The following is a 24,135-nucleotide window of genomic DNA, read 5'->3' on the forward strand; positions in this document are numbered from 1 at the left end:
ATGATGGAACGAAGTATCCGGTTTCCGAGATTCGCTCCATCATGTAATCTGCACGAAATTTTGCAGCAGCTTGAACTCCAGCAGTACGTCAGAGGTACTGCGGGCAGCGCTTCTCAGTACTTCAGCAGTACCTCGCAGAGGGCCAACGTCGTCCCTCGGCACCACCAATGCCACGACGACGACGGGAGAGCCGATGCGTACGCCGCGCCAGCCGTCCCAGCACTCCAGCAACGGCCGGATCGCCACGAACCGGTCGCACATGGATGCTCGCCCTGCCGCCCAGGGCATGTACGACCCGCGCAACGAGCACGACGCCTGCGGCGTCGGCTTCGTGGCCACCCTCACCGGCGAGGCGAGCCACGCGCTGGTCGAACAGGCGCTCACGGTTCTGCGCAACCTGGAGCACCGCGGCGCCACCGGCTCCGAGCCCGACTCGGGTGACGGCGCGGGCATCCTGTCCCAGGTCCCGGACGCTTTCCTGCGCGAGTCGGTCGGCTTCGACCTGCCCGCGGCCGGTTCGTACGCCGTCGGTATCGCCTTCCTGCCCGAGCAGGGCACGCAGGAGTACGTCGCGCACATCGAGACGATCGCCGCCGAAGAGGGCCTGACGGTCCTCGGCTGGCGCGAGGTCCCGGTCGCCCCCCAGATGCTGGGCGCCACCGCCCGCGCGACGATGCCCGCCTTCCGGCAGCTCTTCGTCGCGGACGGCGTCAACAAGGACATCGCGCTGGACCGCAAGGCGTTCCTGCTGCGCAAGCGCGCCGAGCGCGAGGCCGACGTGTACTTCCCGTCGCTCTCCGCCCGCACCATCGTCTACAAGGGCATGCTGACCACCGGCCAGCTGGAGCCCTTCTTCCCGGACCTGTCCGACCGCCGCTTCGCCTCGGCCATCGCGCTCGTGCACTCGCGCTTCTCCACGAACACCTTCCCCTCGTGGCCGCTGGCGCACCCCTACCGCTTCGTCGCGCACAACGGTGAGATCAACACCGTCAAGGGCAACCGCAACTGGATGCGGGCCCGCGAGTCCCAGCTCGCCTCCCGGCTGTTCGGCGCCGACGCCGACGGCAAGCAGAAGCTGGAGCGGGTCTTCCCGGTCTGTACGCCGGACGCCTCGGACTCCGCGTCCTTCGACGAGGTGCTCGAACTGCTCCACCTCGGCGGCCGTTCGCTTCCGCACAGCGTGCTCATGATGATCCCGGAGGCCTGGGAGAACCACGCCTCCATGGACGCCGACCGGCGCGCCTTCTACCAGTACCACTCCACGATGATGGAGCCCTGGGACGGCCCGGCCTGCGTCACCTTCACCGACGGCACCCAGGTCGGCGCCGTTCTCGACCGCAACGGCCTGCGCCCCGGCCGCTACTGGGTCACCGACGAGGGCCTCGTCGTCCTCGGCTCCGAGGTCGGCGTCCTCGACATCGACCCGGCGAAGGTCGTCAAGAAGGGCCGCCTCCAGCCCGGCCGGATGTTCCTCGTCGACACCGCCGAGCACCGCATCATCGAGGACGACGAGATCAAGGCCGGCCTCGCCGCCGAGAACCCGTACGCGGAGTGGCTCGAAGCCGGCGAGATCGAGCTCTCCGACCTGCCCGAGCGCGAGCACATCGTCCACACGCACGCCTCCGTCACGCGCCGCCAGCAGACCTTCGGCTACACCGAGGAAGAGCTGCGCATTCTCGTCGCGCCGATGGCCAGGACCGCCGCCGAACCGATCGGCTCGATGGGCACCGACACCCCGATCGCCGCCCTCTCGGCGCGCCCGCGGCTGCTCTTCGACTACTTCACGCAGCTCTTCGCGCAGGTCACCAACCCGCCGCTGGACGCGATCCGCGAGGAGCTCGTCACCTCGCTGCGCTCCTCGCTCGGTCCCGCGGGCAACCTGCTGGAGCCCACGGCCGCCTCCTGCCGCTCGGTCACCCTGCCCTTCCCGGTGATCGACAACGACGAGCTGGCCAAGCTCATCCACATCAACGCCGACGGCGACATGCCCGGCATGAAGGCCGCGACCCTCTCCGGCCTCTACCGGGTCTCCGGCGGCGGCGAGGCCCTCGCCGCCCGCATCGACGAGATCTGCGCCGAGGCCGACGCCGCCATCGAGGCCGGCGCCCGCCTCATCGTCCTCTCCGACCGGCACTCCGACGCCGAGCACGCGCCGATCCCCTCGCTCCTGCTCACCGCCGCCGTCCACCACCACCTCATCCGCACCAAGCAGCGCACCCAGGTGGGGCTGCTGGTCGAGGCCGGTGACGTCCGCGAGGTCCACCACGTCGCGCTGCTGATCGGCTTCGGCGCCGCCGCCGTCAACCCGTACCTGGCGATGGAGTCGGTCGAGGACCTGGTCCGCGCCGGCACGTTCCTGGCCGGTGACGAGAACGGCGAGCCCGAGGAAGCCATCCGCAACCTCATCTACGCGCTCGGCAAGGGCGTCCTGAAGGTCATGTCCAAGATGGGCATCTCGACCGTCGCCTCCTACCGCGGCGCGCAGGTCTTCGAGGCCGTCGGCCTCGACGAGGCCTTCGTCGAGAAGTACTTCAACGGCACCACCACCAAGATCGGCGGCGCCGGCCTCGACGTCATCGCCGAAGAGGTCGCGGCCCGCCACGCCAAGGCCTACCCGGTCACCGGCATCGCGCCGGCCCACCGCGCGCTCGACATCGGCGGCGAGTACCAGTGGCGCCGCGAGGGCGAACCGCACCTGTTCGACCCGGACACCGTCTTCCGGCTCCAGCACGCCACGCGCTCGCGCCGCTACGACATCTTCAAGAAGTACACGGGCCGGGTGAACGAGCAGTCCGAGCGCCTGATGACGCTGCGCGGCCTGTTCGGCTTCAAGACCGGCGAGCGGCAGCCGATCCCGATCGACGAGGTCGAGCCGGTCTCGGAGATCGTCAAGCGGTTCTCGACCGGCGCCATGTCCTACGGCTCCATCTCGCGCGAGGCCCACGAGACCCTCGCCATCGCCATGAACCAGCTGGGCGGCAAGTCCAACACCGGTGAGGGCGGCGAGGACCCCGAGCGCCTCTACGACCCGGCGCGCCGCTCCTCCATCAAGCAGGTCGCCTCCGGCCGCTTCGGCGTGACCAGCGAGTACCTCGTCAACGCCGACGACATCCAGATCAAGATGGCGCAGGGCGCCAAGCCCGGCGAGGGCGGCCAGCTGCCCGGCCACAAGGTCTACCCGTGGGTCGCCAAGACGCGGCACTCGACGCCCGGCGTCGGCCTCATCTCGCCGCCGCCGCACCACGACATCTACTCCATCGAGGACCTGGCCCAGCTGATCCACGACCTGAAGAACGCGAATCCGCAGGCGCGGATCCACGTGAAGCTGGTCTCCGAGGTCGGCGTCGGCACGGTCGCCGCGGGTGTCTCCAAGGCCCACGCGGACGTCGTCCTCATCTCCGGCCACGACGGCGGCACCGGCGCCTCGCCGCTCACCTCGCTCAAGCACGCGGGCGGCCCCTGGGAGCTGGGGCTCGCCGAGACCCAGCAGACGCTGCTCCTCAACGGCCTGCGCGACCGCATCGTCGTGCAGACCGACGGCCAGCTCAAGACCGGCCGCGACGTGCTCATCGCCGCGCTGCTCGGCGCCGAGGAGTTCGGTTTCGCGACCGCGCCGCTCGTCGTCTCCGGCTGCGTCATGATGCGCGTCTGCCACCTGGACACCTGCCCGGTCGGCATCGCCACGCAGAACCCGACGCTGCGCGAGCGGTTCTCCGGCAAGGCCGAGTACATCGTCAACTTCTTCGAGTTCATCGCCGAAGAGGTCCGCGAGCTCCTCGCCGAGATGGGCTTCCGCACCCTCGAAGAGGCGGTCGGCCACGCCGAACTCCTCGACACCGAGCGGGCCGTGACCCACTGGAAGGCGCAGGGCCTGGACCTGGCACCGCTCTTCTACGTGCCCGAGCTGCCCGCCGGAGCCGTCCGCCACCAGATCGCCACGCAGGACCACGGCCTGGAGAAGGCGCTCGACAACGAGCTGATCAAGCTCGCCGCCGACGCCCTCGCCGCGAACGACCAGACCGAGGCCCAGCCGGTCCGCGCCCAGGTCGCCATCCGCAACATCAACCGCACGGTCGGCACGATGCTCGGCCACGAGGTGACGAAGAAGTTCGGCGGGGCGGGGCTGCCCGACGACACCATCGACATCACCTTCACCGGCTCCGCGGGCCAGTCGTTCGGCGCGTTCGTGCCGCGCGGCGTGACCCTGCGCCTGGAGGGCGACGCCAACGACTACGTCGGCAAGGGCCTGTCCGGCGGCCGCATCATCGTCCGCCCGGACCGCGGCGCCGACCACCTCGCCGAGTTCTCCACCATCGCCGGCAACACGATCGCCTACGGCGCGACCGGCGGCGAGCTGTTCCTGCGCGGCCGCACCGGCGAACGCTTCTGCGTCCGCAACTCCGGTGCCACGGTCGTCGCTGAGGGCGTGGGCGACCACGGCTGCGAGTACATGACCGGCGGCCACGCGGTCATCCTCGGCGAGACGGGCCGCAACTTCGCGGCCGGCATGTCGGGCGGCGTCGCGTACGTCATCGACCTGGACCGGGACCAGGTGAACGCCACGAGCGTCGCCGCGGTCGACGTCCTGGACGACGCCGACAAGGAGTGGCTGCACGACGTCGTGCGCCGCCACGCGGAGGAGACCGGCTCGACGGTCGCCGAGAAGCTGCTCGCCGACTGGACGGTGTCCGTGGAGCGCTTCAGCAAGATCATCCCCAGCACGTACAAGGCAGTGCTCGCCGCCAAGGACGCCGCCGAGCGAGCGGGTCTCTCCGAGACCGCGATCACCGAGAAGATGATGGAGGCGGCGACCAATGGCTGATCCCAAGGGCTTTCTCAACCACGGGCGCGAAGTCGCCGAGACGCGCCCCGTCGACGTGCGCCTGCGCGACTGGAACGAGGTCTACGTCCCGGGCTCGCTGCTCCCCATCATCAGCAAGCAGGCCTCGCGCTGCATGGACTGCGGCATCCCGTTCTGCCACAACGGCTGCCCGCTGGGGAACCTGATCCCCGAGTGGAACGACTTCGCCTACCGCGAGGACTGGTCGGCGGCGCAGGAGCGGCTACACGCCACGAACAACTTCCCGGAGTTCACCGGTCGCCTGTGCCCCGCCCCGTGCGAGTCGGCGTGCGTGCTCGGCATCAACCAGCCGCCCGTCACCATCAAGAACGTCGAGGTCTCCATCATCGACCAGGCGTGGGACCGCGGCGACGTCGCGCCCCAGGCCCCGGAGCGGCTCTCCGGCAAGACCGTCGCCGTCATCGGCTCGGGCCCGGCGGGTCTCGCCGCCGCCCAGCAGCTGACCCGGGCAGGACACACGGTCGCCGTCTACGAGCGCGCCGACCGCATCGGCGGCCTGCTGCGCTACGGCATCCCCGAGTTCAAGATGGAGAAGCGCCACATCAACCGCCGCATCGAGCAGATGCGCGCGGAGGGCACCAAGTTCCGCACCGGCGTGGAGATCGGCCGCGACCTCGACGCCGCCAAGCTCCGCAAGCGCTACGACGCCGTCGTCGTCGCCGCCGGCGCCACGGTCTCCCGCGACCTGCCGGTCCCGGGCCGCGAGCTGAACGGCATCCACTTCGCCATGGAGTACCTGCCGCTCTCCAACAAGGTGCAGGAGGGCGACTTCGTGCAGCCCCCCATCACCGCCGCGGGCAAGCACGTCGTCGTCATCGGCGGCGGCGACACCGGCGCCGACTGCGTGGGCACCGCCCACCGCCAGGGCGCCGCCTCCGTCACGCAGCTGGAGATCATGCCGCGCCCCGGCGAGGAGCGCAGCCCCAACCAGCCCTGGCCGACCTTCCCCATGCTCTACAAGGTCACCTCCGCGCACGAGGAGGGCGGCGAGCGGGTCTACTCCGTCTCCACCACCCACTTCGAGGGCGACGAGGACGGCAACGTCCAGGCGCTGCACCTCACCGAGGTCGAGTTCATCGACGGCAAGCTCACCCCGAAGCCCGGCACCGAGCGCAAGATCCCGGCGCAGCTGGTCACCCTGGCCATGGGCTTCACCGGCACCGACCAGGAGAACGGCCTCGTCGCCCAGTTCGGCCTGGACCTCGACGCCCGCGGCAACATCGCGCGCGACGCCGACTTCCAGACCAACGTCCCCGGCGTCTTCGTCGCCGGCGACGCGGGCCGCGGCCAGTCCCTGATCGTCTGGGCCATCGCGGAGGGCCGCTCGGCCGCCCGCGGCGTGGACCGCTTCCTGACCGGCGTCTCCGAACTGCCCGCCCCGATCCGCCCGACGGACCGCGCCCTCGCGGTCTGACCCCCAGAACGTCCCGTACAACGGCGTACGGAACTGAGCGCGACGCCTGCCCCACTGTCCCCGACCGGACGACCGGGTGGGCGTCGCGGTGCGTCCGGGCCCGCGCCCACGGCGTACGCCCCGCACCGGCTCAGCCCACGCGGTACGTCTCCCCGTACACCCGCCACGTCAGCGGCGTCCGCAGCGACAGGTTCCCGTCGTACAGGAACCGGCGCTGGGCGGTGTCGAGGCGGCTCGTGTCCCGGTGGGCGCGCTGTGACTTCATCAGGGCGCGCCGCCCGTCCAGGAAGATGTCCAGGTACGCCGTCTCGTCGCCGCCCTCGGCGGGGGTGTCGGCCTCCTTCATGGCCCGGGTGCGCAGGCCGTAGAAGCCGTCCGGGCCGGTGCCGGGGCCGTGCATGACCATCGCGTCGTAGTAGATGAACTGGCCGAGCGTGCCCAGGCCGTCGCGCTCGGCGCGGCGGACCGCCGGATCGAAGTAGGTCCGGTCGCGCTCCTCGTCCTGCGCCGCGCGGAACGCCGCCACCTTCGCCTCCGCCTTCCAGGCCGCCGGGAAACCCGGGTCGAGGCCCGCGTGCGAATCCGTGCCGTCGACCTCGCGCAGCGCGGGCAGGTAGCGGGCGAGGCCGTTGTCCGGGTGGGCCTTCGTGTAGTGCTCCACCAGCGTCAGCAGGTCGTGGGTGCCGGTGCAGAACCCGATGATGCCCGCCGTGTAGCCCTGCCCGTCGCCGATGTCCTCGACGTAGCCGTACTGGCCGCGCCAGTCCAGCGTGGAGTTCTCCGCGCTGGACACCAGCTCCTGCGCCAGCTCCTTCTTGTCCGGTGCGGCGAGCCCGGCCCCGCCGGCGCCCGCCGCGGGCGCCGGCTCGGAGGACCGGCAGGCGACCGCCGCCGTCGCCAGCCAGGCCACGGTGAGGAACGGAAGGAGGAGGCGGCCCGCGCGTTTCATGCGGGACAGCGTATGCGGGCGCCCGGACACGCGTGCGGAGCGCCCTACAGCGCCGCCGCGCCCACCGCCGCGGCAACCCCCAGCAGCACCAGAGCCGCCCCGCACACCGCCCCCTGCACCACGCCCCGGCGCCCCCGCGGCGCGTACACCAGGCCCGCCGTCACCAGACCGCCCGCCAGCAGCCCGCCCAGGTGCCCCTGCCACGACGTGAACCCGGCGGAGACCAGCATCCACAGCAGGAAGTACGCCATGAACCGGTTGACCCCGCGCATGTCCGCACCGAGCCGCCGCGCGATCACGTAGTACGCCGCGCCCAGGCCGAAGATCGCGCCGGACGCCCCCATCGTCGGGGTCCGCGGCGCGAGCAGCAGGACCAGGACCGAACCGCCCAGCGCGGCAAGGAGATAGACGGCGAGGTAGCGGACGTGGCCCAGCTGGGCCTCGACGATCCGGCCCAGGTTCCACAGCGAGGCCATGTTCAGCACGATGTGCAGGATGCCGAACACGCCCTCGGTGGGCGGCAGATGGAGGAAGGCGCCGGTCAGCAGCCGGTACCACTCACCGTCCGCCACCCCCTCGGCGTGGAAGTCCGCCGGGTAGCGGTCCTGATAGACGTAGCCCACGCCGTCCGGCCCGACAAGCCCGAGGCCCAGCATCTGCAGCCGCTCCACCACGGCCGGCCACAGCACCTCACCCAGGTAGGCGAGCACGTTCACGGCCATCAGCGCGTACGTCACCACAGGCACGGCCGACACACGGCCACCGGCCACCGTGCGGGCCCGCCGCACCGAACGGGCCCCCTCCCGCACGCACTCCGGGCACTGGAACCCCACGGCGGCCTCACGCATACAGGCCGGGCATATGGGCCGCTCACAGCGGACGCAGCTGATCTGCGTCCCGGTGCCGGCATGGCGGTAGCACGCCGGCACCGCGGCGGACTGAGGCGAGGGCTCCACGGCCGGGCTCCTGAAAGTCGTCGACGTAAGCGGCGAACAACATAGCCAACCCCGCCCGCCCCGCCGCGCCGGGTACGCTCGACGATCATGACCGACCCCGTCGTCCGTGCCCTGCCCGCCGCCGGCCGCGCCGCCGTCGCCTGGAAGAACGGGGGCGGCGTCACCCGGGAGATCGCCGCCGCGCCGCCGGACGCGGACATGGCCGGCTTCGTATGGCGGGTCAGCATCGCCGACGTGGCCGCGGACGGGCCGTTCTCCGCGTTCCCCGGCGTCGACCGCACCCTCACCATGGTCGAGGGCGACGGCATGGAGCTGACCGTCGGCGCGACCGCCACCCTCGTCGACTCCCGCTACGTGCCCCGCGACCTCCCCGGCGACGTGCCCACCGGCTGCCGGCTGCTCGGCGGACCCGTCGTCAACCTCAACGTGATGTGGCGCCGCGCCGCCCTCGCCGTCCCTCCGACCGTCGCCGTCGTCCGCGGCCGGCTGCCCCTCGCCCCGGGCGCCACGCTCGTGATCGCCCTCACCGAGGACGGCGCGGCGCTCCCCGGCCTGACCCTCGGCCGCCACGACGCCGCCCTCGTGGACGGCACCGGGCGGCTGCACGCCCCCGGGCCCGTCGCCGTCATCACCGGAGTACGGCCCGCCGCCGGACAGGCGGTGGCCCGGTGAGCCGGCGAGCGGACCACAATGGGGGCGTGCCTACCAAGAAGAAGCCCCAGGCCGCCCCGGACGGCCGGCGCCGCGAGATCCTGGCGACCGCGGCCGAGGTGTTCGCCGCCCAGGGGTACGACGCCACCACCGTCCGCACGATCGCCGACGCGGCGGGCATGCTCGCCGGCAGCCTCTACTACCACTTCGACTCCAAGGAATCGATGCTGGAGGAGATCCTGCGGACCTTCCTCGACGAGCTGTGGACGGGGTACGACACCGTGCTCGCCGCCGGACTCGGCCCCCGGCAGACCCTGGAGGCCCTCGTCACGGAATCGTTCCGGGAGATCGACCGGCACCGCTCGGCCGTCGCGATCTACCAGCGGGAGGCACGGCAGCTCGCCGGACAGCAGCGGTTCGCGTTCCTCGCCGACTCCCAGCGCCGCTTCGAGGAGACCTGGCTCACCACCCTGGAACGCGGCGTCGCCGGCCAGGCGTTCCGCGCCGACCTCGATCTGCGGCTCGCCTACCGCTTCGTCCGGGACACCGTCTGGGTCGCCGCCTCCTGGTACCGGCCCGGCGGACAGCACCGCCCCGAGGAGATCGCACGCCAGTACCTGGCCATGGTGCTGGACGGACTCGCGGCCCGCTGACGAGTCGTGCTAAGATCAGCGTGTTGCAGTTTTGGTACCCATAGACTTTATGTGCGCCTGACGGGAATGATCCTCAGGCGCATTATTGTTTTGCCGGGGCGTTCTCGGAATGGGGGGCTGCTACCTGTTTCAAGGAGAATGACATGGCCACCGGTACCGTTAAGTGGTTCAACTCGGAAAAGGGCTTCGGCTTCATCGAGCAGGACGGCGGCGGCGCTGACGTCTTCGCCCACTACTCGAACATCGCCACCTCGGGCTTCCGTGAGCTCCAGGAAGGCCAGAAGGTGACCTTCGACGTCACGCAGGGCCAGAAGGGCCCCCAGGCGGAGAACATCCTTCCCGCCTGATCCAGCATCACCGGGCCGGGGTCCGCACCTTCACGGTGCGGGCCCCGGCTCATGCTGTCCCCACCCCCCGGAGTCCCCGGAAGGCATGCCGCATGGCCAGCTCAGCCCGCCCGTCCCGCCGTCGCAGTCCCCGCCCCGCAGCAGCAGGAGCGCGGCGCGCCCCCGAGCAGCAGCGCCGGCAACAGCCCACGCCGCCGCGCGAGTTCACCATGCCGGAGAACACCACTCCCGCGCTGCCCCCGGTCGACGCCTTCGACGAACTCGACATGCCCGCGGCCCTCTTGAAGACCCTGGCCGCACAGGGCGTCACCGCGCCGTTCCCGATCCAGGGCGCGACGCTGCCCAACTCGCTCGCCGGCCGTGACCTGCTCGGCCGCGGCCGCACCGGCTCAGGCAAGACCCTCGCGTTCGGTCTGTCGCTGCTCGCCCGCACCGCCGGGTCCAAGGCCGAGCCGAAGACCCCGCTGGCACTCGTCCTCGTCCCCACGCGCGAGCTCGCCCAGCAGGTCACCGACGCCCTCACCCCGTACGCCACCTCGCTCCACCTGCGGATGGCCACCGTCGTCGGCGGCATGTCGATCTCCCGCCAGGCCGGCCAGCTGCGCCGCGGCGCCGAGGTCGTCGTCGCCACCCCCGGCCGCCTCAAGGACCTCATCGAGCGCGGCGACTGCGCCCTCGGCGAGGTGCGGATCACCGTCCTCGACGAGGCCGACCAGATGGCCGACATGGGCTTCATGCCGCAGGTCACCGCCCTGCTCAAGCAGGTCGCGCCCGGCGGTCAGACCATGCTCTTCTCGGCGACGCTCGACCGGAACGTGGACCGGCTCGTCAAGCAGTTCCTCACCGACCCCGTCGTGCACTCCGTCGACCCGTCGGCGGGCGCCGTCACGACGATGGAGCACCACGTCCTGCACGTGCTCGACGAGACCGAGAAGAAGGCCGTCACCGCGCGCATCGCCGCCCGTGAAGGCCGCGTCATCCTCTTCGTCGACACCAAGCGCGCCGCCGACCGGCTCGCCAAGCGGCTGCTGGCCAGCGGGGTGTACGCCGCGCCCCTGCACGGCGGCCGCAGCCAGCCGCAGCGTAACCGCACCCTTGAGCAGTTCAAGGACGGCCGGGTCACCGCGCTGGTCGCCACGAACGTCGCGGCCCGCGGTATCCACGTCGACGACCTCGGCCTGGTCGTCAACGTCGACCCGCCCACCGAGCACAAGGACTACCTGCACCGCGGCGGCCGCACCGCCCGGGCCGGCGAGTCCGGCAGCGTCGTCACGCTCGTGCTCCCCGAGCAGAAGCGCGACGTGCAGCGGCTGATGCGCGACGCCAAGGTGCAGCCCCGCACCACGCAGGTCCGCTCCACCGACGAGGAGCTGGTGACGATCACCGGGGCGCGCGAGCCCTCCGGTGTCGCCGTCACCATCGCCGTCCCCGAGCAGGCCGCGCCGGACACCGCCGCCAAGCCGCGCCGCTCGCGCCGTTCGCGCGGCAGCGGCAGCGGCTCCGGCTCCGGCAACGGCGGCTCCGGCCGCGCCGCGGGTGGCGAGGGCCAGCGCTCGGGCCAGGGCGGTCAGCGCTCCGCGCAGGGCGGCCAGCGCTCGGCCCAGGGTGGCCAGCGTGCCGCTCAGGGTGCGGGTGGCGGGCGGCGGCGCTCGGGTGCCGGTACGGCGAACGGTGCCGCGGGTGGTAACCGGCGTGGCCACGGGGGCCCGCGTGGGCCCCGTCAGGCCGCGGCCTGAGCGAGCCCCCTCCGGGGGCGTGGTCGAACAGCGGGCCCCGCGTCGGTAGTCATCGGCGCGGGGCCCGCTTTTTTGTTCGCCGCGGGGGTGGGGTCTCGTTGTCGCGGGGCCGCCGGTGGGGGCCGGGCGCGCAGTTCCCCGCGCCCCTGGGGGGCGTGCGGCCGGGTGGTGGTCATGCGGGGTGTCGTCGGTTACCTTCGACCTAACGTTTGTTTGGTGCGGTGAGAGGGGGCCGGGTGGTCGTCGTCGTCACGGGCGGGACCAGGGGAGTGGGCGCCGGGATCGCGGCGGCCTTCGCGCGGGCCGGGGCGCGCGTCCTGGTCTGCGCCCGGCGCCCGCCCGAAGTGCCCCTGCCCGGCTGCGAGTTCATCCCCGTCGACCTGCGGGACGCGGCAGCCGTGCGGGAGTTGTTCGCCGGGCTCGACCGGGTGGACGCCCTGGTGAACAACGCCGGCGGCACCCCGTACCGGCTGCTCGGTGACACCGACGCCGAGCGGCACGCGCGGGTCATCGAGCTGAACCTCACCGCGCCGCTGACCGCCTCGCTCGCCGCCCGCGCCCACCTCGCCGCCGCCCGCGGCTCGATCGTGATGATCGGCAGCGTCAGCGGGGCCCGCCCGTCGCCCGGCACGGCGGCCTACGGGGCGGCCAAGGCGGGCCTGGAGAGCCTGGCGCGGTCCATGGCCGTGGAGTGGGCGCCGGACATCCGGGTCAACACCCTCGTCCTCGGCATGGTGCGCACCGAACGGGCCGCCCTGCACTACGGGGATGACGCGGGCCTCGCGGCCGTCGGCGCGACCGTGCCGCTGGGCCGGCTCGCCGAGCCCCGGGAGGTCGGCGAGGCCGCCGTGTTCCTGGCATCGGACGCGGCGTCGTACATCACCGGGGCCAGCCTGCTCGTGCACGGCGGCGGCGAGCGCCCCGCGTTCCTGGACGCGGCAACGGCCAACAAGGAGGCGTGAGATGGAGCGGACGGGCGGCGGGCTCTGTGCGGGACGGGTGGTGGCGGTCACCGGGGCCGGGCGGGGGCTGGGCCGCGCGCACGCCCTCGCCTACGCCGCCGAAGGCGCCCGGGTCGTCGTGAACGATCTCGGGGTGGGCCCCGACGGCGCCCCCGCACCGGACAGCCCCGCCGCCCGTGTCGTGCGGGAGATCGAGGAGGCGGGCGGCACCGCCGTCGCCCACGGCGGGGACATCGCCGCCCCCGACGGGGCCGCGTCGCTCGTGGACACGGCCCTCGCCGCGTTCGGCCGGCTCGACACCCTGGTGAACAACGCGGGGTTCCTGCGCGACCGCATGCTGGTCAACCTCGCCGAGGACGACTGGGACGCGGTGCTGCGGGTCCATCTCACGGGCCACTTCCTGCCGTTGCGGCAGGCCGCCGCGTACTGGCGGGCCGAGGCGAAGGCCGGCCGCACGGTGACCGCCCGCGTCGTCAACACCTCCTCCGGGGCCGGCCTCGCGGGCTCCGTCGGACAGGGCAACTACAGCGCGGCGAAGGCCGGGATCCTCGGCCTGACCCTGGTCGCCGCCGCCGAGCTGGCCCGGTACGGAGTGCAGGTCAACGCGATCGCGCCGGCCGCCCGGACCCGGATGACCGAGGCCACGTTCGCCGCGACGATGACCGCGCCGCGGAGCGGCTTCGACGCGATGGCACCGCAGAACGTGGCGCCGCTGGTCGTCTGGCTCGGCTCCGGCACGCCGAGCGCCGGCGTCACCGGCCGGGTCTTCGAGGTGGAAGGCGGCCGGATCACGGTGATGGACGGCTGGCGGCCCGGCCCCACCGCCGACAAGGCCGCCCGGTGGACCCCGGCCGGAGCGGGCACGGCGGTCCGCGAACTGCTGGCACGGGCCGAGCCGCCCCGGCCCGTCTACGGCGCCGGCCGGTGACCCGGAGCCCGGCACCGCTCCTGACCAGGCCCTAGGTGTCACACTCCAAAACCGTGCGGCACAACCCGCACCGCGCCCGTACCCGCCCGCGCACCGGCACCCGGATCCACTGGTGACACGTAGGGCAGGGGAACGAGACCCGCAGCCCGGACCGCCCCTGCGAGCCGTCCCCGGAGAACGCGTACGGGCCCGCGGGCGCCGGACCGCGCGGGCCGTGGTCCTGCGCGTAGCGGCGGTCCTTGGCGTACCGGCGCCGGCCCGCCCACCCCGCCGCGGTGAGCGGCGGCTGCTGCTCGTCCCGGCGCGCCTGCGCCAGCCCCTTCGTGTACGCCGTGTACGCCTGCGCGCTGGTGAACCACGTCTCCGGCGCCTCCCCGAACGCCAGCGACCGCTTCGCCAGGACGTACCCGAACTCCTCCGGCGTCAGATACCCCAGCTTCTGCGACGACGCCCCGTCCTCCCGGTACGCGTCCAGGAGCAGCCAGCCCGCGCCGAGGTAGGTGGCCGCGGTGTCGGTGAGGATCTCGTTGTCCCGCGTCCCCGGGTACGCCAGACCCAGCCGGTGCAGATAGACGTGCATGATCTCGTGCGCCAGCGCCGCCCCGATGTCCCGGCGGTGCGTACGGAACCGGTCGTTCAGCTCGATGAAGTACTCCGGCCCCGCGGCCAGTTCCACACTCGCCGCGTGCTCCATCTCCCGGAAGCCGATGATCATGCGGGCGTCCGGCAGGTGGTAGTGGCGCATCAGCTCGCGGGCCACCCGCTGCGCGCCCAGATGCAGGTCGTCCTGGTCGCCGAAGGCCACGTCGGCCGGGGCGACGCTCGTCGCGAACGTGTGCACCGTGTCGTACGAGAGGCGCTTGTAGAGCGCGGTGACCGCCTCCCGCACCGTCTCCAGATGCGGATAGCCGTGCACCACCGGCCCGCCGTTCACCACGAGCGCACCCCCTGGAGCCCGCCGGATCGCCTGTCCCCGGGGGCCGCCCCCGGGCCCGGCGTTTCCAGGGTACGGCCGGTGCCTCCCCCCGGCGCCGGGCGCGTGCGGCGTCCGTTAGTCCAACACCTGTCCCCGCTTTGTCCATGGGCTCTCCCGCCCGGTGCGGCGCATCGTGATCGACACCCCGAACCGCCATGCGAAGGAGCGCCCGTGCCTCCCACAGGCCAGCCGATGCCGACCTCAGGCCAGCCGATGCCGACCACAGGCCGGCCGGCCGAGCCCGCCGGCCCCAGCCGCAGGGCCGTCGTCGCCGCCGGCGCCGCCGCCGGCACGAGCCTCACGCTCGGCCTCGCCGCCCCCGCCACCGCCGCGAGCGGCCCGGACAGCGCCGTACTGCGCTCCGCGGAGCTCGACGTCCGCGTCGCCACCGGCTTCCCGTCCGTCGTCTCCTACACCGACCGCGCCACCGGCGCCGTCCTGCACGCCCAGCCGGACCCCGTCACCACCGTGCTCGTCGACGGCGTCACGCACACCCCGAAGGTGACCGCCACGATGCGCCCCGGCCACGCCGACTACCGGCTCGCCCTGCCCGGCGCCACCACCATCGACGTCCGCATCACCGTCGCGGGCGACCGCGTCGACTGGCGCGTCACCCGCATCCGCGACACCGCCGACCTGCGCGTCGGCACCCTCCAGATCCCCGGCCTCGCCCTGCTCTCCGTCCGCAGCGACCAGCCCGGCGCCGCGCTGCTCGCCGCGAAGGTGCAGCTCGACAAGGCCAAGAGCGGTGACACCCTCCTCACCCCGAAGGCCGACAGCCCCGCCGCCGCGCCCACCGGCTGCGCCTACGCCGTCCTCGCCCACGACACGCTCGGCGGCGCCGTCGAGACCAACACCGTCTACGACCGCCCCGACGCCGCCAGCAGCTGGGAGAACGGCCGCCTCTGGTACGAGACCGTCCGCGGCGAGGGCCACACCGCCGTCCGGCTCGCCCCCGGCCAGTGGACGCACCGCGCCGCCACCGCCCCCGTCGACGCCACCGAGCCCCTCCCGTACGCCACCGTCATCGTCACCCGGGACCGGGGCGGCGACGGCACAGTCGACTGGCAGGACGCCGCGATCGCCTTCCGGTCCATCGCCGTCACCCCGCGCGGCGCCGACGAACAGCACCTGCGGGTCGTCCCGCACATCCCCTTCAACTTCGCCTCGCAGGCCACCAACCCGTTCCTGGCCACCCTCGACGAGGTCAAACGCATCCACCTCGCCACCGACGGGCTGCGCCAGTACACCCTGCTCAAGGGCTACCAGTCCGAGGGCCACGACTCCGCCCACCCCGACTACGCCGGGAACTACAACGAGCGCGCCGGCGGCCTCGACGACCTCAACACCCTGGTGCGCGAAGGCGCCCGCTGGAACAGCGACTTCGCCGTCCACGTCAACGCCACCGAGTCCTACCCCGTCGCCCACGCCTTCTCCGAGACCCTCGTCGACAAGACGGACAAGCAGTGGGACTGGCTCGACCAGAGCTACCGCATCGACCAGCGCCGCGACCTCGTCTCCGGCGACATCGTGCGCCGCTTCGCCGCACTGCGCCGCGACGCCGACCCCGCCCTCAACACCCTCTACATCGACGTGTTCCGCGAGTCCGGCTGGACCTCCGACCGCCTCCAGCGCACCTTCCGGGACCAGGGCTGGAACGTCACCTCCGAATGGGCCCACGGCTTCGAACGGTCCTCCCTGTGGTCGCACTGGGCCACCGAGACCGACTACGGCCCCGACACCTCGCGCGGCATCAACTCCCGCCTGATCCGCTTCGTCCGCCACCACCAGAAGGACGTCTTCGCCGACAAGTGGCCCACCCTCCTCGGTGTCGCCCGCATGGGCAACTACGAAGGCTGGACCGGCAAGACCGACTGGACCACCTTCTACCGGCTCATCTGGACCCACTCGCTGCCCGCCAAATACCTCCAGGCACAGCCCATCACCACCTGGGACGAGCACGAGATCACCTTCGCCGGCGCCACCCGGACCCGCGTCAGCGACGCCACCGGCACCCGCCGCATCACCACCGACGACCGCCTCGTCTACGACGACGGCACCTACCTGCTGCCCTGGGAACCCCGCAACGCCACCGACCCGGCCAAGCTCTACCACTACAACCCCGAAGGCGGCACGAGCAGTTGGCGGCTGCCGCGCGCGTGGGCGGGGCTGTCCCGCGTCGCCCTGTACCGGCTCACCGACCAGGGCCGCGTCTTCGTCGCCCACGTCCCCGTCACCGCCGGCTCCGTCACGCTCGACGCCGCCGCCGACCAGCCCTACGTCCTCTACCGGCGCCGCACCGACCTCGACCGCGACCCCGCCTGGGGCCAGGGCACCCCGCTGCGCGACCCCGGCTTCCACTCCGGCACCCTGACGGCCTGGACCGTCACCGGCCCGGCCGCCGTGCACCGCAGCGACCTCGGCGACCACGAACTGGTCATCGGCCCCGGCGCCGCCGCCACCGTCACCCAGCGCCTGGCCCGGCTCGCCCCCGGCAGCTACGCCGCCTCCGTCCAGGTCGAGGTCGGTGCCACCGCGGGCGAGCGGCGCCGCGCCTCCCTGGAGCTGCGCACGGCCGACGGCGTCACCGCCACCAACTGGACGGACACCTCGACCGCGGTCAACCAAGTGGCCGCCGACCGCAAGCACGGCACCCGCTTCCAGCGCATGTTCACGTACTTCACCGTCCCCCAGAGCGGCGGCCCCACCACCCTCACGCTGCGCGCCGCGGCCGGTCAGGCGCGCGTCCGCTTCGACAACGTCCGTGTCGTGCGGGCGGCCCGGCCCGCGCCGCCCTCCGGAGACCTCGTCCGCGAGGACTTCGAGCACGTGCCGCAGGGCTGGGGCCCCTTCGTGAAGGGCGACGCGGGCGGCGCCACCGACCCGCGCACCCACATCGCCCAGCGCCACGCCCCCTTCACCCAGCGCGGCTGGAACGGCAAGACGATCGACGACGTCATCGACGGTACGCAGTCCCTGAAGTCCCGCGGCGAGAACACCGGCCTCGTCTACCGCACCGTCCCGCACACCGTCCGCTTTCTGCCTGGCCGGCGGTACCGGGTCCGGCTGCGGTACGAATGTGAACTGGCGGGCCAGTACGCCTGGATCACCGGGGTCGACGCGCCCGCCCCCGCGGAGCTGGACCGGGTCCCGCTCCCCGTCGCCCTCGAACCCGCCACGCTGACGTACGAGTTCGTGGCGCCGGCGGTGGGGGAGGCGTGGGTGGGTCTGCGGAAGGTGGGGGACGACGGTACGGCTGAGTTCGCCCTCGACGGGTTTGTGGTGACGGGGCCGATGTGACGTGACGTGACGGGCCGCGGGTGCCGGTACGTCCGACACCCGCGCGCCCGGCGGGGGCTGGTCGCGCAGTTCCCCGCGCCCCTGACGGGGCGGTTGTTCGGCCGGCTGGCCGGTGGGGGCTGGTCGCGCAGTTCCCCGCGCCCCTGATGGGGCGGTTGTTCGGCTGCCCGGCCGGTGGGGCTTCTCGCGCCGTTCCCCGCGCCCCTGGAGCATGCGGCTCCGCCGCAGCCCCAGGGGAGAGAGCGCACGCAGTGCGCCTCTCAGGGGCGCGAGGAACTGCGCGACCAGCCCCCACCGCACGCGCGGACGAAAGCGGGTCTTTTAGGGGCGCGGGGAACTGCGCGACCAGCCCCCACCGCACCTGCAGTCGAAGACGGGTTTTTCAGGGGCGCGGGGAACTGCGCGATCCGCCACGACGGCGCGGCAGTCGGAGTACGGCCCGGTCAAGACAGCCGCACCTCAAGCCCCCCGGCCCGGTCGAGCTCCAGGACCCACACCTCGTTCGACCCCTCCCGCATCACCGGTCCAGGCACATACAACGACCCCTGCGGCCCAGCAGCCCAGTACCGCCCGAGACAGAACCCGTTCACCCACACGAACCCCCGCCCCCACCCCACCAGCTCCAGCGAAGCGTCCCCCGCCCCGGACACCTCGAAGCCCCCCCGGTACAACCCCCGCCCACCCGCGACGGCACCCCCCGCCCCGAGCCCCGCCACCGCCGAAGGCGTCACCGCGTCGAGCCGCAACCCCCGCGCCCGCACCCCGTGCAGATACTGCCGCTCGTGCAGCAGCCCGCCCGTGATCCCCTTCGTCTCGCCCGTGCGCGGGCCGTAGTTGACCCGGCCCAGCGACTCCACCCACAGCTCCACCCGCGCGTGCCCCGCGACCGGCTCGGCGAGCACCGGCTCCTCCTCGGTGAGGACCCCGGCCCGCTCCCCGTCGACGTACACGACCGCGAGGTCCCGCAGCCCGCTCGCCCGCAGCGGGTACGGCTGCCGTGGCCCGGGCACCGTCACCGCGTACCGCACCAGACCCCGGTCCACGTCCAGCTCCTCGAAGGTCGGCGGCACCGCGTGCTCCGACTCCGGGCCGCCGAGCGCCGCCAGCACGTCGTCCAGCGCGGTGCAGGACGTCAGCGCGGCCGTCACCGGAGCCGCGAGCGCCGCCGGCGGCTCGGGCACCTCGGGCAGCGGCCCGTCCGCGTACGGCGCGAGGACCTCCCGGAACAGCCAGAACTTCTCCGTCGGCCGCCCGAACTCGTCGATCGGCGCGTCATAGTCGTAGGAGGTGACATCCGGCTCCAGCGCGCCGTCGTGCAGGGGCCCGCCCCGGTTCGCCCCGGCCCAGCCCCCGAAACTCGTACCGCCGTGCGCCATGTACAGGTTGACCGACGCCCCGCACTCCAGGATCTCCCGCAGCGCCCGCGCCGCGTCCGCCGGCTCCCGTACGACATGCTCGGCGCCCCAGTGGTCGAACCAGCCGCACCAGAACTCCATGCACATCAGCGGCCCCCCGGGCCGGTGCGCGCGCAGCGTCGCGAAGGCATCGCGCGCGTGCGAGCCGAAGTTCGCCGTGGCGAGGACGCCCGGGACGGAGCCGCCCGTCAGCATGTGGTCCTCGGGCCCGTCCGACGTGAACAGCGGCACTGTCACACCGAGTTCGACAAGGAGGTCGGCAACAGCCCGCAAGTAGAGCGCGTCCGAGCCGTAACTGCCGTACTCGTTCTCCACCTGCACCATGATCACCGGACCGCCCCGGTCGCACTGCCGCTCCACGACCTGCGGCAGCAGCACCTCGAACCAGCGCCGCACCCACGCCAGGAACTCCGCGTCCCGGGTCCGCACCCGCGCCCCCAAAGGCCCCGTCACCCAGTGCGGCAACCCCCCGTTCTCCCACTCGGCACACATGTACGGGCCGGGCCGGACGATCACCCACAGGCCCGCCTCCCGCGCCGCGTCCACGAAACGCCCCACCGCCGCCACGTCCCGCACCTCACCCGGCCGCGGCTCGTGCAGGTTCCACGGGACATACGTCTCCACGCAGTTCAGGCCCATCGCCCGCAACATCCGCAACCGGTGCGCCCACTGCCCCTCGTGCACCCGGAAGTAGTGCAGCGCCCCCGACAGCAGTCGCACCGGCCGGCCGTCCACCTCGAAATCGCGCTCGCCCACCCTGAACTCGGCCATCACGTGCTCCTCCGTGCCTGACGGGCGCTCCACCCGCCGGCCGCCACTGTCACCTCTGGCGGGCGACGGGGTCCATGGACAAAGATCGGCTGGTGTTGGACGGGGACACCCGCACGAACCACCACGGGAGGGGACACATGTCCACGTACCACACCTGGATGCGGTACTTCACACCCAGCCCGGTCCACCACCGCCTCGGCCTCGTCTGCCTCGGCGTCGGTCTCCAGCACGGACTGCTGCCCCCCGTCGGCCCCCGCACCCTCGACCACCACGTCGCCGTCGTCATCACCGCGGGCAGCGGCTGGCTCGAACAGGCTGACGGCCACCGCACCCCCGTCACCGCCCCCGCCCTGCTCTGGCTCACCCCGAACCGCCCCCACCACTACGGCGCCGACCCCGCCACCGGCTGGGACGAGTGCTTCGTCGACTTCACCGGCCCCGCCACCACCACCTACACCGAACTCGGCTACATCGAACCCGACCGCCCCCTCGTCCCCCTCTCCGACGCCGCCCCCGCCCGCGCCGCCGTCGGCCGCATCGCCCGCGCCGCCCGCCGCGGCAACCCCCTCCTGGAGGTCGAGACCGGCGCCGCCGTCCACGAACTCCTCGTCGCCCTGCGCCGCGCCCGCGCCGACATGGCCCCCGACGGCGACCCCGTCCTGCACGCCCTGGCCCGCGACGCCTTCCAGCCGCTGTCCGTCGCCGAACACGCCGCCCGGCACGGCATGACCCCGGCCGAACTGCGCACCGCCGTCCGCCGCGGCGCCGGCTGCAGCCCCAAGGACTACCTCCTCGGCATCCGCCTGGGCCGCGCCAAGGAACTCCTCGCCGCCACCGAACTGCCCGTCGCCGCCGTCGCCCGCCGCGTCGGATACGACGACCCCGCCTACTTCTCCCGCCTCTTCACCCGCCGCGTCGGCACCGCCCCCGTCCGCTTCCGCGAACAGCAGGGCCGCACCGTCCCCGGCGGCTGGTCCGACCGCGTCCCCGACCCCGACGACCCGCCCATGCTCCACGTAGGCTGACCTTCCATGACCACCAGCACGTCCGCCCCGCAGCCGGAAGTCGACCCGGCGATCCGCGCCGAACTCGGCCGCCTGCGCGACAGCATCGACAACATCGACGCCGCCGTCGTCCACATGCTCGCCGAGCGCTTCAAATGCACCCAGCAGGTCGGCCACCTCAAGGCCCGGCACGCACTGCCCCCGGCCGACCCCGCCCGCGAAGCCCGCCAGATCGACCGCTTGCGCCAGCTCGCCGAGAACGCCAAGCTCGACCCCGCCTTCGCCGAGAAGTTCCTGAACTTCATCATCAGCGAGGTGATCAGGCACCACGAACAGATCGCCGCCGATTCAAGCCCCTCCGGGGACACCTCCCCGCGTTAGCCGGGGGAAGACCGAGGAGCGGGGTCCGGGGCAAAGCCCCGCGGCCTCGGCGTGGTCGCCGGTCGAGCCGACGTCACCCGCTCACGCACCGTCGTAGCCGGTCGCCCCGCGCCCCATGAAGCGCCGCAGCCATCCGGCACCATGGGGTCCATGCCCGTACTGACGCGCGACGAAGCGCAGACCCGAGCCCGGCTCCTCGACATCCAGCACTACACCGTCGACCTCGACCTCACCCGCGGCGCCGACACCTTCGACTCCCGCACCACGATCCGGTTCACCGCCCGCACCGCGGGCGACACCTTCGTCGAGCTGAACCCCGCCGAGCTGCGCTCCGTCACCCTCGACGGGCAGCCCCTCGACCCCGCCGCCCTCACCGGCAACCGGCTGCCGCTCACCGGCCTCACCGCGGGCCCTCACGAACTGCACACCGACGCCACCATGCGCTACTCGCACACCGGCGAAGGCATGCACCGCTTCACCGACCCCACCGACGGCGAGACCTACGTCTACACCCAGCTGTTCATGGACGACGTCCAGCGCGTCTTCACCGCCTTCGACCAACCCGACCTCAAGGCCCGCTTCGACCTCACGGTCACCGCCCCCGACGGCTGGAGCGTCCTCGCCAACAGCGTCACCGAGGAGCTCGGCGACGGACAGTGGCGAGCCGCCACCACCCCGCCGCTGCCCACCTACCTCGTCGCCGTCGCCGCCGGCCCCTGGCACTCCGTGCGCACCGAACACCGCGGCCTCCCCTTCGGCCTGCACTGCCGCCGCTCCCTCGCCCCCCACCTCGACGCCGACGCCGACGACCTTCTCGACCTCACCCGCGCCTGCTTCGACCGCTACCACGAGAAATTCACCGAGCCCTACCCCTTCGACTCCTACGACCAGGCGTTCGTCCCCGAGTTCAACGCCGGCGCCATGGAGAACCCGGGACTCGTCACCTTCCGCGACGAATTCGTCTACCGCTCCGCCGTCACCGACACCGAACGCCAGACCCGCGCCATGGTCATCTCCCACGAAATGGCCCACATGTGGTTCGGCGACCTCGTCACCCTCCAATGGTGGGACGACATCTGGCTCAACGAGTCGTTCGCCGAATACATGGGCTACCAGACCCTCACCGAAGCCACCCGCTACACCGACACCTGGGTCGAGTTCGCCGTCACCCGCAAATCCTGGGGATACGACGCCGACCAGCGGCCCTCCACCCATCCCGTCGCCCCCGAAGCCGTCGCCGACACCGCCTCCGCCCTCCTCAACTTCGACGGCATCTCCTACGCCAAGGGCGCCGGAGCCCTGCGCCAGCTCGTCACCTGGCTCGGCGAGAAGGACTTCCTCACCGGCATCAACACCCACTTCGCCCGGCACAAGTTCGCCAACGCCACCCTCGCCGACTTCATCGACTCCCTCGCCTCCGCCACCGACCGGCCCGTCCACACCTGGGCCGACACCTGGCTGCGCACCACCGGCGTCGACACCCTCACCGCCCACGTCACCGAGGGCACCGGCCCGGACACCTGGACCCTCACCCTCGACCAGGCCGGCAGCCGCCCCCACCGCATCGCCGTCACCCTCCTCGACCGCGACCCCGCCGACGGCCGCACCCTCACCCCGCGCGACCGCCTCGACCTCGACGTCCCCGGCACCCCACTGACCCTCCCCGGACCCCGCCCCGCCCTGATCGTCCCCAACGACCAGGACCTCACCTACGCCAAGGTCCGCCTCGACCCCGCCTCCGAAGAAGCGGTCCTGCGCGGCATCTCCGGCGTCCCCGACCCCCTCACCCGCGCCGTCCTGTGGAACACCCTGCGCGACATGGTCCGCGACGGCCACCTCCAGCCCGCCGCCTACCTGGAGGCCGCCCGCGCCCACCTCCCCGACGAGAGCGACCTCGCCCTCGTCCAAGGCGTCCTCACCTTCGCCCGCACCCAGGTCGCCGACCGCTTCACCACCCCCGCCGAACGCCCCGCCGCCCTCACCCTCCTCACCACCCTCGGCACGGACCTGCTGCGCCGCACCGCCGACGGCACCGACCCCGGCCTGCGCCTCACCGCCGTACGCCACCTCATCGACACCGCCCAGCACGCCGACACCATCCGCGGCTGGCTCGACTCCGGCGCCGTCCCCGACGGACCCGACCTCGACCCCGAACTGCGCTGGCGCATCCTCGGCCGCCTCAGTGTCCTCGGCGCCGTCGACGACGCCGTCATCGAAGCCGAACTCGCCCACGACCCCAGCGCCACCGGACAAGAAGGCGCCGCCCGCTGCCGCGCCGCCTTCCCCGACCCCCAGGCCAAAGAAGCGGCCTGGTCCGCCCTGTTCACCACCGACCCCGACCGCGAACTCTCCAACTACCTCTTCACCGCCACCGCCCAGGGCTTCTGGCAGCCCGAACAGAGCGACCTGCTGCGCCGCTACGTCCCCCGCTACTTCACCGACGCCCCCGCCCTCGCCGAACGCCGCGGCCCCGCCCTCGCCGCCGCCGCGGGCCGCCACGCTTTCCCCGCCCACGCCATCGACGAGGACACCCTGCGCCTCGGCGAGAAATGCCTCACCGAAGGCACCCCCACCCCCGCCCTGCGCCGCAGACTGGCCGACGAACTCGACGACCTCGCCCGCGCCCTCAAGGTCCGCGCCACCCAGCAGAGCTGACCCCGAACCCCACCGGCCCGTGCCCCGACCACCGGGGCACGGGCCGCGTTATACACCACCGACATCCCAGCCCCGCACAGGAATACCACTTTCGGGTCTTCCTGCCGCATTCGCCCAAGACGCCCCGACGGAACATCCAAGACTGATGCGGCAACGGCCCCCGGCCCGCGCCCGTC

General features: G+C 72.8%; 16 protein-coding genes. 12 read left to right on the top strand and 4 right to left on the bottom strand.

Features of this window, described 5'->3' with window-relative positions:
• Positions 1–193: 193 nt before the first annotated feature.
• Both gltB and ABZY33_RS10950 read left to right on the top strand, forming a co-directional pair.
• The gene (gene gltB, locus ABZY33_RS10945) at positions 194–4,822 is read left to right on the top strand and encodes a glutamate synthase large subunit (RefSeq protein WP_356491220.1); all 4,629 of its coding nucleotides are present in this window, start codon (positions 194–196) and stop codon (positions 4,820–4,822) included.
• Entirely contained in the window at positions 4,815–6,275 is a 1,461-nt protein-coding gene (locus ABZY33_RS10950) for a glutamate synthase subunit beta (protein ID WP_356491221.1), read from the top strand. The genes gltB and ABZY33_RS10950 overlap by 8 nt, the downstream gene beginning before the upstream one ends.
• Before the next feature lie 130 nt (positions 6,276–6,405).
• Here ABZY33_RS10950 and ABZY33_RS10955 read toward each other — a convergent pair whose 3' ends face one another.
• A complete protein-coding gene (locus ABZY33_RS10955) occupies positions 6,406–7,224 on the bottom strand; it encodes a chitosanase (RefSeq protein ID WP_356491222.1) in 819 nt (272 codons plus the stop codon).
• A 44-nt stretch (positions 7,225–7,268) separates the two neighbouring features.
• Positions 7,269–8,153 carry a rhomboid family intramembrane serine protease gene (locus tag ABZY33_RS10960; protein WP_356491254.1) on the bottom strand — a complete coding sequence of 295 codons (885 nt, stop codon included), beginning with the start codon at positions 8,151–8,153 and terminating at the stop codon, positions 7,269–7,271.
• Between the two features lie 114 nt (positions 8,154–8,267).
• Here ABZY33_RS10960 and ABZY33_RS10965 point away from each other — a divergent pair, with 114 nt between their 5' ends.
• The 6 genes from ABZY33_RS10965 (at position 8,268) to ABZY33_RS10990 (ending at position 13,457) form a co-directional block, all read left to right on the top strand.
• Positions 8,268–8,852, top strand: coding sequence for a HutD family protein (locus ABZY33_RS10965; protein WP_356491223.1), 585 nt, complete (start codon positions 8,268–8,270; stop codon positions 8,850–8,852).
• Positions 8,853–8,878: 26 nt separating this feature from the next.
• Positions 8,879–9,484, top strand: a complete 606-nt coding sequence (locus ABZY33_RS10970) for a TetR/AcrR family transcriptional regulator (protein ID WP_356491224.1) — start codon at positions 8,879–8,881, stop codon at positions 9,482–9,484.
• Positions 9,485–9,627: 143 nt separating this feature from the next.
• Positions 9,628–9,831 carry a cold-shock protein gene (locus tag ABZY33_RS10975; RefSeq protein ID WP_005318814.1) on the top strand — a complete coding sequence of 68 codons (204 nt, stop codon included), beginning with the start codon at positions 9,628–9,630 and terminating at the stop codon, positions 9,829–9,831.
• 92 nt (positions 9,832–9,923) lie between these two features.
• Positions 9,924–11,567, top strand: coding sequence for a DEAD/DEAH box helicase (locus ABZY33_RS10980; RefSeq protein ID WP_356491225.1), 1,644 nt, complete (start codon positions 9,924–9,926; stop codon positions 11,565–11,567).
• Positions 11,568–11,803: 236 nt separating this feature from the next.
• Entirely contained in the window at positions 11,804–12,529 is a 726-nt protein-coding gene (locus ABZY33_RS10985) for an SDR family oxidoreductase (protein ID WP_356491226.1), read from the top strand.
• Between the two features lies 1 nt (position 12,530).
• Positions 12,531–13,457, top strand: coding sequence for an SDR family oxidoreductase (locus ABZY33_RS10990; protein WP_356491227.1), 927 nt, complete (start codon positions 12,531–12,533; stop codon positions 13,455–13,457).
• Between the two features lie 31 nt (positions 13,458–13,488).
• Here the strand turns inward: ABZY33_RS10990 and ABZY33_RS10995 are convergent, their stop codons facing one another.
• Positions 13,489–14,394, bottom strand: coding sequence for a hypothetical protein (locus ABZY33_RS10995; RefSeq protein ID WP_356491228.1), 906 nt, complete (start codon positions 14,392–14,394; stop codon positions 13,489–13,491).
• A gap of 252 nt (positions 14,395–14,646) precedes the next feature.
• Here ABZY33_RS10995 and ABZY33_RS11000 point away from each other — a divergent pair, with 252 nt between their 5' ends.
• Entirely contained in the window at positions 14,647–17,733 is a 3,087-nt protein-coding gene (locus ABZY33_RS11000; RefSeq protein ID WP_356491255.1) for an endo-alpha-N-acetylgalactosaminidase family protein, read from the top strand.
• A gap of 443 nt (positions 17,734–18,176) precedes the next feature.
• Here ABZY33_RS11000 and ABZY33_RS11005 read toward each other — a convergent pair whose 3' ends face one another.
• Positions 18,177–19,919, bottom strand: a complete 1,743-nt coding sequence (locus tag ABZY33_RS11005) for a beta-galactosidase family protein (RefSeq protein ID WP_356491229.1) — start codon at positions 19,917–19,919, stop codon at positions 18,177–18,179.
• 137 nt (positions 19,920–20,056) lie between these two features.
• Between ABZY33_RS11005 and ABZY33_RS11010 the strand changes: the two genes are divergently transcribed.
• The 3 genes from ABZY33_RS11010 to pepN all read left to right on the top strand — a co-directional run bounded on the left by ABZY33_RS11010 (position 20,057) and on the right by pepN (position 23,959).
• Positions 20,057–20,944, top strand: coding sequence for an AraC family transcriptional regulator (locus tag ABZY33_RS11010; protein ID WP_356491230.1), 888 nt, complete (start codon positions 20,057–20,059; stop codon positions 20,942–20,944).
• Positions 20,945–20,950: 6 nt separating this feature from the next.
• Entirely contained in the window at positions 20,951–21,304 is a 354-nt protein-coding gene (locus tag ABZY33_RS11015) for a chorismate mutase (RefSeq protein WP_356491231.1), read from the top strand.
• A 141-nt stretch (positions 21,305–21,445) separates the two neighbouring features.
• Positions 21,446–23,959 (top strand): aminopeptidase N, encoded by a 2,514-nt coding sequence (pepN, locus tag ABZY33_RS11020; protein ID WP_356491232.1) that lies wholly within the window; start codon positions 21,446–21,448, stop codon positions 23,957–23,959.
• The last annotated feature ends 176 nt before the right edge of the window (positions 23,960–24,135 follow it).

The organism is Streptomyces sp. NPDC006552, assembly GCF_040611655.1.
Lineage (GTDB): Bacteria > Actinomycetota > Actinomycetes > Streptomycetales > Streptomycetaceae > Streptomyces.

Excerpts from the sequence above, each read along its gene's own strand:
- gltB (WP_356491220.1), top strand. The coding sequence starts at position 194 with ATGCGTACGCCGCGCCAGCCGTCCCAGCACTCCAGCAACGGCCGGATC.
- ABZY33_RS10950 (WP_356491221.1), top strand. The coding sequence starts at position 4,815 with ATGGCTGATCCCAAGGGCTTTCTCAACCACGGGCGCGAAGTCGCCGAG.
- ABZY33_RS10955 (WP_356491222.1), bottom strand. The coding sequence starts at position 7,224 with ATGAAACGCGCGGGCCGCCTCCTCCTTCCGTTCCTCACCGTGGCCTGG.
- ABZY33_RS10965 (WP_356491223.1), top strand. The coding sequence starts at position 8,268 with ATGACCGACCCCGTCGTCCGTGCCCTGCCCGCCGCCGGCCGCGCCGCC.
- ABZY33_RS10975 (WP_005318814.1), top strand. The coding sequence starts at position 9,628 with ATGGCCACCGGTACCGTTAAGTGGTTCAACTCGGAAAAGGGCTTCGGC.
- ABZY33_RS10980 (WP_356491225.1), top strand. The coding sequence starts at position 9,924 with ATGGCCAGCTCAGCCCGCCCGTCCCGCCGTCGCAGTCCCCGCCCCGCA.
- ABZY33_RS10990 (WP_356491227.1), top strand. The coding sequence starts at position 12,531 with ATGGAGCGGACGGGCGGCGGGCTCTGTGCGGGACGGGTGGTGGCGGTC.
- ABZY33_RS11000 (WP_356491255.1), top strand. The coding sequence starts at position 14,647 with ATGCCGACCACAGGCCGGCCGGCCGAGCCCGCCGGCCCCAGCCGCAGG.
- ABZY33_RS11005 (WP_356491229.1), bottom strand. The coding sequence starts at position 19,919 with ATGGCCGAGTTCAGGGTGGGCGAGCGCGATTTCGAGGTGGACGGCCGG.
- ABZY33_RS11010 (WP_356491230.1), top strand. The coding sequence starts at position 20,057 with ATGTCCACGTACCACACCTGGATGCGGTACTTCACACCCAGCCCGGTC.
- ABZY33_RS11015 (WP_356491231.1), top strand. The coding sequence starts at position 20,951 with ATGACCACCAGCACGTCCGCCCCGCAGCCGGAAGTCGACCCGGCGATC.
- pepN (WP_356491232.1), top strand. The coding sequence starts at position 21,446 with ATGGGGTCCATGCCCGTACTGACGCGCGACGAAGCGCAGACCCGAGCC.